Origin of the sequence: Jatrophihabitans sp., assembly GCF_036389215.1 — a bacterium.
Classification (GTDB): domain Bacteria; phylum Actinomycetota; class Actinomycetes; order Mycobacteriales; family Jatrophihabitantaceae; genus Jatrophihabitans_A.
Genome location: NZ_DASVQG010000075.1, coordinates 1 through 7,641, shown reverse-complemented (window position 1 = coordinate 7,641; position 7,641 = coordinate 1). Strand labels below are relative to the sequence as shown.

The window sequence follows — 7,641 nt, the reverse complement described above, 5'->3', positions numbered from 1 at the left end:
AGATCGGCCTCAACGAGGCGCTGGAGGCCGCCGGCATCACCGCGCACGAGACCGACCTCGCCGAGCTGATCGTGCAGCTGGGAGACGACCGCCCGAGCCACATCCTGGTGCCCGCGATCCACCGCAACCGCACCGAGATCCGCGACATCTTCCTGGCCGGGATGGCCGGCGTCGAGCAAGGACTGAGCGACGATCCGGCGGCCCTGGCCGAAGCGGCCCGCCGGTACCTGCGGCAGAAGTTCCTGACTGCCAAGGTGGCGATCAGTGGCGCCAACTTCGCGATCGCCGACACCGGCACGTTGATGGTCGTGGAGTCCGAGGGCAACGGCCGGATGTGCCTGACCCTGCCCGACACCCTGATCACCGTGATGGGCATCGAGAAGCTGCTGCCCAGCTTCGCCGATCTGGAGGTCTTCCTGCAGCTGTTGCCCCGGTCCTCGACCGGGGAGCGGATGAACCCGTACACCTCGATGTGGACCGGGGTGCATCCCGGTGACGGGCCGACGGAGTTTCACCTTGTACTGCTGGACAATGGCCGCACCGCGACGCTGGCCGACGAGCGGGGCCGGGCAGCGCTGAGGTGCATCCGGTGCTCGGCCTGCCTCAACGTCTGCCCGGTCTACGAGCGGACCGGTGGCCATGCCTACGGCTCGGTGTACCCCGGCCCGATCGGTGCGGTGCTGTCGCCGCAACTCACCGGCGTGGCCGACAACCCGAGCCTGCCGTTCGCCTCCACGCTGTGCGGGGCGTGCTTCGACGTGTGCCCGGTGGCCATCGACATTCCCTCGATGCTGGTTCACCTGCGAGGCCGGGTGAACCAGGACAAGGCGAGCAGCCATCGGCTGCCCACTCCTGAGGCGGCCGGCATGGCGACCGCGGCCTGGGCGATGCGGGGCCGCCGGCGCTGGACCTGGCTGCTGCGTGCCGCCCGGCTGGGCCGGCTGGCCGGCTTGTCCCGGCTGAGCCGATCCCGGTCAGGGCGCCGGCTGCTGCCGCCGCCACTGTCGTCCTGGGTCAGGTCCAGGGACCTGCCGGCGCCACCGGAACAGTCCTTCCGGGATTGGTGGGCCGAGCAGGGATGACGGCAGCTCGCGAGGAGATACTGGCCCGGATCGGCGCCGCGCTGGCGCCGGTCACCGACGCAGGCGGTTCGCCGGTCACCGAGCCCACCGGCGGCTCGCCGATCACCGAGCCCACCGGCGGCTCGCCGGCTGCTGGCATCCCTCGGCGGTACCGGCGTGCCGGGGCCGGCGGGAAGCCCACCGGCCCGGCGGGTCCGGAACTGGTGGACCTGCTGGTCGACCGGCTGGTGGACTACCGCGCCGCGGTGTCGCGTTGCCGGCCGGCCGGCGTCGCCGAGCTGCTCGCGCAGCGGTTGAGCGAGCACGGTATCGAGTCGGTGCTGGTGCCCGGCGGCTTTCCCGAACGGTGGCTCAGCGCCACCGGCGCGCGGCGCCGCACCGACGAGGCGCTGACCCCCGTGCAACTGGACCAGATCGACGGCGTGCTGTGCACCTGCGCGCTGGCCATCGCCGAGACCGGGACCATCGTGCTCGACGGTGGGCCGGGCCAGGGCCGCCGGGCGTTGAGCCTGGTGCCCGACTACCTGCTCATCGTGCTGGCAACCGACCAGGTGGTGGCCGGCGTGCCGGAGGCGGTGGCTCGACTGGATCCCGACCGGCCACTGACCTGGATCAGCGGCCCGAGCGCCACCAGCGACATCGAACTCAACCGCGTCGAAGGAGTGCACGGCCCGCGCACGCTCGACGTCCTGCTCATCGATTCCGACGGTGCCACCGCCTGAGGGACGGTAGCGGCCACTTGTTGCGTCGTGCGCACTTGGTTGTGCATGCCGAAATGCGCAATCTAGGCTTTTGCCGATGCTTGACCCATCCCCCACACCCCGAGGTGATCGCGATGATCCGAGTCTGCTCGCTCGCGGAATTGGCGCCCGGTCAGATCCGGCGGTTGGAACACCAGCCGGCGATCGCGATCTTCCACACCGAGGACGGGGAGCTGTTCGCAGTCGATGACACCTGCAGCCATGAGGAGGCCTCGCTGGCCGACGGCTGGCTCGAAGGCTGCGTGGTGGAGTGCCCGCTGCATGCTGCCCGCTTCGACCTGCGGACCGGTGAGCCGGACGGCCCGCCGGCCACCGAACCGATCCGCACGCACGGGGTGAGCATCGCCGACGGCGACATCTACGTCACGGTCTCCGGTGACGCACCGGCGGCTCAGCCCGGCGCCACCCTTCCCGCCGGGCCGTGAGGCGGATTGCGGTCGTCGGCGGATCGTTGGCGGGCCTGTCGGCCGCCCGGGCACTGCGCAAGCAGGGCTACGACGGCAGCCTGGTGCTGATCAGCGACGAGACTGGGCCGCCCTATGACCGGCCGCCGCTGTCGAAGTCCTTTCTGGCCGGTGGGGTGAGCGAGGCTGCGATCGGTTTGCTGGGCGCGGGCGAGGACCTCGACGCCGACTGGCGAACGGGCGTTGCCGCCACCGGCCTGGACCCGGCCAGCCGCAGCGTCTCGCTGTCTGACGGCAGCGGGCTGACCGTCGACGGCGTGGTCGTCGCCACCGGCGCCCGGCCCCGGATGCCGTGGCCCCTGCTGCCCGGCGTCCAGGTGCTGCGCACCCTCGATGATGCGCTGGCGCTGCGAGCCCGGTTGCTGCCCGGTGCCCGGCTGGTCGTCGTCGGAGCCGGCTTCATCGGCGCTGAGGTCGCCTCCACCGCCCATGCCCTGGGCCTGGACGTCACGGTCGTCGAGGCCCTGGCCACGCCGATGAGCGCGGTGCTGGGGGACGAGCTCGGTGCTGTGGTCGCCGGGCTGCATGCCGCGCACGGTGTGCGCCTGCTGTGCGGCGTGGGTGTCGCCCGGCTGGTCGGTCATCAGCAGGTGGAGGGTGTCGAACTCGCCGACGGCAGGGTCGTTCCGGCCGATGTGGTGCTGGTCGGTGTCGGCGTGCGGCCCAACGTCGAGTGGCTCGCCGGTTCCGGCCTGCCGATCGCCGACGGTGTGCAGTGCGACGCCTACGGCATGACCGGCATCCCCACCGTCGTCGCGGTCGGTGACTGTGCCAGCTGGTACGAGCCGGCTCTCGGCGCGCACCACCGGCTCGAGCACTGGACCGGCGCCCGGGAGCGCGCGGTCATCGCCGCCGGCTCGCTGCTGTCCGGCGGCCGCCGGCGAGCGCCTGGTCATAGCGGCCGCCCGCCGTACTTCTGGTCCGACCAGTACGGCATGACGCTGCAGTTGACCGGGCGCACCGCAGGCGCCGACTCGGTCACCGTCGAGGAGGGCGCGGTGGCCGACCACGACTTCCTCGCGGTCTACCGGCGAGCAGGCGAGCCGGTCGCGGTGCTCGCGCTGGGGCAGGCCCGGGCCTTCATGCGCTGGCGCAAGCAACTCGCCGCGGGCGCTGTGGCCCAGCCGGTCGCACCGCACTGAACCCATGCCTGGCAGCCGGCCTTCGCTCCTGGCCGCATCAGGCGGCGACGTCAGCGAAACTCGGCGGCCAGTGCTTCGACCCGGTCACCGATGTCGTCGCGCACCCGCCGTAGGACGGTGATGTCCTTGCCGGCGGGGTCTTCGAGTTCCCAGTCCTCATAGCGTTTGCCGGGAAGAACCGGGCAGGTGTCGCCACAGCCCATGGTGATGACGACGTCGGAGTCGCCTACTGCCTCGGCGGTGAGCAGCTTGGGCCGCTCGGTGGCTATGTCGATACCCACCTCGTTCATAGCCTGCACGGCCACCGGATTGACCTGCCCGGCCGGTTGGGAACCCGCCGAGCGAACCTCGATCCGGTCGCCCGCCAGGTGCATGAGCCAGCCGGCGGCCATCTGGGAACGACCGGCATTGTGCACGCACACGAACAGGACGCTGGGCTTGGTGCTCATGGCTGGCCGATCAGCGCGCCCAGCTCGGCCAAGGCGTCCGTGCGGGCCCGGTAGTAGACCCAGACCCCGCGCTTCTCCCGATCCAGCAGGCCGGTTTCGTGCAGCACCTTCAGGTGGTGGCTGATGGTCGGCTGGGACAGGTCGAAGGCATCGGTCAGGTCACAGACGCAAGCCTCACCGCCCTTCCGGGAGGCCACCAGCGACATCAGCCGCAGCCGTACCGGGTCGGCCAACGCCTTCAACAGCGGGGCCACCAGCTCCGCCTGCTCGACGGACAACGGCTCCTGCGCCAGCGGGCTGCAGCAGGCGACCGGGCTTGCAGGGGTCAGCAACGGAAGCAAGGACTTCGACATGCATCTATATTGACAGCCATCGATGTTCCATGCAAACTCGGTACCAGACATAGATAACCATCTAACTCTCGGAGGCAAGCATGTCCCGCGTCCAACTGGCCCTCAACGTCGACGACCTCGACGAGTCGATCGCCTTCTACTCCAAGCTCTTCAACACCGAGCCCGCGAAGATCCGCCCCGGCTATGCGAACTTCGCCGTGGCCGAGCCACCGCTGAAGCTCGTTCTGCTGGAGAACCCCGGCCGGGGCGGCAGCATCAACCACCTGGGTGTGGAGGTCCCCGACGTCGACACCGTCGATTCCGAGCAAGCCCGCCTCGGGGAAGCCGGCCTCACCTCGTTCGAGGAACGCGGCACCACCTGCTGCTACGCCAAGCAGGACAAGTTCTGGGTCGAAGGCGGGCCCAACGGTGAACGCTGGGAGGTGTACACGGTGCTGGCCGACAGCCAGACCTTCTCCGGCGAGCCGGCCGAAGCCGGTAGCACGTGCTGCGGAACCGAGGTCGGCGCGCAGGCCGCACCCGCGGCTACCGGCGCCTGCTGCTAGCGCGCATTCTCGCCGGTGTGCTGATGTGGCATGACGACATCGTCGGCTTGCTCACCGGCGCCGGGGTACAGGACCAGCACCAACGCCACGCCCGCGACCAGGCCGAGCAGTTGCATGGCGTGAAACGGGATGGCACCGCAGTCATTAAATGTGAATTTATCGTCAATTATGTGAATTAACACGGACTATACAGGGCGACGGGCACCATTCGCTCGGTCCTGGGCGTTCGGCCCGGGATCTTCCAAGCGTCCCTGGAGGTACTGAATGAGGCATGCGCGGTTCGTGCGCAAACGCAGCTTGGCCGTGCTCGTTGCCGTGGCCAGCGCCGCGGCGATCGGAGTGGGAGTTCCCGCGCATGCGGACTCCGGTGCTGACAACGACAGTGAGTCCGCCGAGCTGATGGCCCGGTTCAGCGAGCAGGACGCCGCACGCACCGCACCGACCGGGCTGGTCGCGCCGGGGGCCTACTCGGCCGCCTACGCCCAGCTCTCCGGCCTGCCGGCGGCCGCGGGCAGCTGGACCGAGGTGACCAGAACGCCCTACAACGCAGACGATCCCCGTTACCGGGACCCGAGCGCCTCCAACTCCAGCGGCGGTGCCGGCTACGTCACCGGCCGCATCCAGGGCCTGGCCGTGGACAAGTCCTGCGTCTTCGCCGGGGCGGCCGGTGGCGGCGTCTCGCGCTCCTGCAACGGCGGGACCAGCTGGACACCGATCAGCGACGCGCTGCCCACCCAGTCGATCGGCTATCTCGCGGTCGCCTCGGACGGGGCCCTGTGGCTGGCCACCGGTGACGGGACCACGGGTTCCTCCACCTATGTCGGCACCGGGGTGTACCGGTTGGCACGTCCGGACAGCTCGAGCTTCAGCCCGGCGGACCGGGTCGGCGGCACCGAGCTGGAGAGCCAGGTGATCCGCAAGCTGGTGTTCGACATTCCCAGCAACAAGGTCTTCGTCGCGGCATCGCGCGGTGTCTACTCCCACCCGCTGGTCGGCGGAGCCACCACCGCGTGGAGCAACATCCTGGCGCCCTGCCGGTCCGGGCAGCTCAGCTGCGCCGACGTCAACTCCAACTACTGGGACATCGCCAACGATGTCGCGGTGCAGCCGGGCACGAACGGGCAGGTGATCCTGGCCAACGTCGCCTGGCGTAGCGGAGCGGCCTACAACGGCTTCTACCTGTCCACCAATGCCGGTGCCAGCTGGGCCAAGGTCGACCCGACCGGCGCGATCAACCCCAAGGACATCGGCAATGCCACGATGGCCTACGCCGCCGACGGCTCGCAGCTCTACGTCGTCCTGGAGTCACCGTCCCAGCTCCTCTCCGGCGCGGCCAGCGCGCTGCAAGGGGTCTACGTCTCGCGCAGCGGCGCGCTCGCCGGGCCGTACACCCTGATCGCCAACTCCGAGAAGCTCGCGCAGAGCGGGTCTGCCGAGCGCAAGCAGCGGATCGGCGGTGGGTACCAGCCTGGCGTGCAGGCCTGGTACAACCAGTTCGCCGGTGTCGATCCGGCCAACCCCAACCACGTCTACATCGGCCTGGAAGAGGTCTATGAGAGCTGGGACGGCGGCGCGAACTGGAACACCATCGGGCGCTACTGGAACTTCGGCATGGACTGCTGGAACTACCTCGATGCGCTGAACACCTGTGACGGCAACGTGGTGCACTCCGACCAGCACGCCATCGCCTTCGGTACCGGGTCCACCGCGGGTCAGGTATTCGTCGGCAACGACGGCGGCGTCTACCGCCGGTCCATGGCAGCCGGAACCACCTCCTGGACCTCGCTGGCCAGGTCCGGGCAGCTGGATGCCTTGCAGTACTACTCGGTCGCCGTCGGCAAGAACGTCCAGCCGGGCGCGGCACCGGGTTCCGTCCAGATCTGGGGAGGCTTGCAGGACAACGGTGTCTCCCTGCTGGACTCGACCAATTCCGGCCAGGTCTCGCCCTTCGGCGGCGACGGCGGGGACCAGCTGGTCGACCCGAACGACGGCTGCCGCACGGTGGGCGAGTACGTCGATCTCACGTTGCAGATGACGCTGAACTGCGGCAAGGCCGACGGCAGCGCCGCCTCGGATTCGGCCATCATCAACATCGGCCCGGAAGACCCGCTGCCCCGGTTCATCGCACCGTTCAGCGCCGACCAGACCGACGCCAACACCTGGGTGGCCGGCGGCGAGTTCGTGTGGGTCAACACCAAGACCTGGGCCTCGACCAGCGGTGCCGACTGGGTCCAGGCAGCCGACAGCGGCGCGGGGCATTCGATCACCTCGCTGGCCAGCCGCAATCACACCGTCTGGGCCGGCTGGTGTGGCTCCTGCAACCCGGGCGGCGCGTTCAACCGGGGCCTGGTGTCCAATGCCGGTGGTTCGGGCTACCACCAGGTCGCGACGCCGTCGAGCGTTCCGCTGCGGATGGTCACCGGTGTCACGCCGGATCCCAGCGATGCCTCGAGCGCGTACGTGGTCTTCGGTGGTTACTCCCGCAACTGGGTCGACGGTCCGGGCAACCTGGCCGCCGGCACCGGCCACCTCTGGAAGGTGACGGTCACCGGCGCGGTGGACGCCGCGGGCAACGAGCAGGCGACCTGGTCCGATGTCAGCGGGAACCTGCCGGACATCCCCGGTGATCACCTGCTGATCGCCTCGACGGGCCGGGTGCTGCTCGGTACCGACCTCGGTGTCGTCGAGACGACCCTGTCGTCGCTGCGGACCGGTTCGCCCTCGTGGTCGCGCGCCGCGGTACCGGCCACCATTGCCACCAGGCTGGTGGCGGGTCCGGACGGCAACCTCTATGTCGCGACCTACGGGCGCGGCATCTGGCGGACCACCTTGTAGGAGGATCCGG

The 7,641-nt window shown here is 69.8% G+C and carries 9 protein-coding genes; 7 read left to right on the top strand and 2 right to left on the bottom strand.

From position 1 onward, the window contains the following. From VF542_RS03555 to VF542_RS03540, 4 genes are all read left to right on the top strand, one after another. On the top strand, positions 1-1,082 hold a 1,082-nt coding region (locus VF542_RS03555; RefSeq protein ID WP_408650327.1), incomplete at its 5' end, for a lactate utilization protein B. Then, on the top strand, positions 1,079-1,804 hold the full coding sequence (locus VF542_RS03550) for a LutC/YkgG family protein (protein ID WP_408650326.1): 726 nt from the start codon (positions 1,079-1,081) through the stop codon (positions 1,802-1,804). The genes VF542_RS03555 and VF542_RS03550, both read left to right, overlap by 4 nt. 113 nt (positions 1,805-1,917) lie before the next feature. Next, positions 1,918-2,268: a bifunctional 3-phenylpropionate/cinnamic acid dioxygenase ferredoxin subunit gene (locus VF542_RS03545; RefSeq protein WP_408650325.1), complete on the top strand. Its 351-nt coding sequence runs from the start codon at positions 1,918-1,920 to the stop codon at positions 2,266-2,268. Then, on the top strand, positions 2,265-3,449 hold the full coding sequence (locus VF542_RS03540; protein ID WP_408650324.1) for an NAD(P)/FAD-dependent oxidoreductase: 1,185 nt from the start codon (positions 2,265-2,267) through the stop codon (positions 3,447-3,449). Before VF542_RS03545 ends, VF542_RS03540 begins: the two co-directional genes overlap by 4 nt. A 50-nt stretch (positions 3,450-3,499) precedes the next feature. Here the strand turns inward: VF542_RS03540 and VF542_RS03535 are convergent, their stop codons facing one another. Then, positions 3,500-3,898, bottom strand: a complete 399-nt coding sequence (locus tag VF542_RS03535) for an arsenate reductase ArsC (protein ID WP_408650323.1) — start codon at positions 3,896-3,898, stop codon at positions 3,500-3,502. After that, positions 3,895-4,251 (bottom strand): metalloregulator ArsR/SmtB family transcription factor, encoded by a 357-nt coding sequence (locus VF542_RS03530; RefSeq protein WP_408650322.1) that lies wholly within the window; start codon positions 4,249-4,251, stop codon positions 3,895-3,897. Before VF542_RS03530 ends, VF542_RS03535 begins: the two co-directional genes overlap by 4 nt. 80 nt (positions 4,252-4,331) lie before the next feature. Between VF542_RS03530 and VF542_RS03525 the strand changes: the two genes are divergently transcribed. The 3 genes from VF542_RS03525 (at position 4,332) to VF542_RS03515 (ending at position 7,631) form a co-directional block, all read left to right on the top strand. Further along, entirely contained in the window at positions 4,332-4,796 is a 465-nt protein-coding gene (locus VF542_RS03525) for an ArsI/CadI family heavy metal resistance metalloenzyme (RefSeq protein WP_408650321.1), read from the top strand. Between the two features lie 23 nt (positions 4,797-4,819). Continuing rightward, complete coding sequence (locus VF542_RS03520) at positions 4,820-4,975, top strand: hypothetical protein (RefSeq protein WP_408650320.1); 156 nt, start codon at positions 4,820-4,822, stop codon at positions 4,973-4,975. Positions 4,976-5,060: 85 nt separating this feature from the next. Beyond that, positions 5,061-7,631 (top strand): glycosyl hydrolase, encoded by a 2,571-nt coding sequence (locus VF542_RS03515; protein ID WP_408650319.1) that lies wholly within the window; start codon positions 5,061-5,063, stop codon positions 7,629-7,631. Positions 7,632-7,641: the final 10 nt, after the last annotated feature.